The 1,014-nt window shown below is 27.7% G+C and carries 2 protein-coding genes and 1 pseudogene; all 3 read right to left on the bottom strand.

The window, feature by feature from the left end; translation table 11 throughout:
- On the bottom strand, positions 1–209 hold a 209-nt coding region (locus FUA24_RS04790; protein ID WP_148540267.1), incomplete at its 3' end, for a hypothetical protein.
- A 13-nt stretch (positions 210–222) separates the two neighbouring features.
- Positions 223–750 (bottom strand): DUF420 domain-containing protein, encoded by a 528-nt coding sequence (locus FUA24_RS04785; protein WP_147138189.1) that lies wholly within the window; start codon positions 748–750, stop codon positions 223–225.
- A 61-nt stretch (positions 751–811) separates the two neighbouring features.
- Positions 812–1,014 (bottom strand): annotated as a pseudogene (locus FUA24_RS04780) (SCO family protein); the annotation flags it as partial.

The following is a 1,014-nucleotide window of genomic DNA, read 5'->3' as shown; positions in this document are numbered from 1 at the left end:
AACGTTCTGAATTTCTTATAAATAACAAAAATAATACCTCCAACAAGTACATATGGTATTGCCATTAAGTATACAATACCATCATTAATACCCTCGGCAACACTTTTTGTTTCTTCACTTTCTAAAACCGCTCTACACATGGCGCATTGTGCATTACTTTTTATAAAAAAGAATAAGAATGTTATATATAAAATAGTAGTTCGCTTCATTTAATTAAATGTATTAATAGTAAGGCGAAATCATAATGTAAACAACAACGCCTGTTACTGCAACATATAACCATAAAGGAAATGTTATTTTTGCTATTTTTTTATGCTTTTCAATGTTATTTGTTATGGCTCTAACATAAGTAATAAGTACAAAAGGAATGACAGCTACAGATAGTATTATGTGTGTTATTAAAATAAAATAATACAGATATTTTATAGAACCTTCTCCACCAAACTTTGTAGAATCACTGGTTATATGATACACTATGTACATTAATAAAAACAGCACTGAAAGCCCAATGGCTACTTTTATTAAACGCTCATGTAGTTTTATTTTTTTATTTTGAACAGCAATGAATGCTAACACCAATATTAATGCAGTAATTGCATTGACACAAGCATAAATTGGCGGTAAAAACACCGGTAATTTTGCTGGAATTTTAATACCAAAAAGCGCAGCAACTGCTACCGGAATAGCTATTGATAAAATTACAATTAGTTTATTGTACTTTTTATCATTCATAACTTCTTTATTGCTCATAACTTATAATTTGTTTTTAACATTAAAAAAACATATTCAAATAATTAAAATGGTATTTAATTTATTCGTTTAATAATTTTTTTATGTCTTCTTTTAATATACTTATTTGCTCTCTTTGTCCATCATCATTTACTTGCTCTTTTTCAGTAACAATACCATTGTAGTAAATAATTGGATTTCCAAATTCATCTTTTCTAGAGCGTATAAACCCATTTTTATCAATTAATGCAAAGTTTCCTGAGTGTTCAAAACCTCCTTCAACTG

This window comes from Seonamhaeicola marinus, from assembly GCF_008085455.1.
The sequence above is the reverse complement of the archived record's forward strand: the minus strand, read 5'-3'. Positions and strand labels throughout refer to the sequence as shown.

Excerpts from the sequence above, each read along its gene's own strand:
- FUA24_RS04785 (WP_147138189.1), bottom strand. The coding sequence starts at position 750 with ATGAGCAATAAAGAAGTTATGAATGATAAAAAGTACAATAAACTAATT.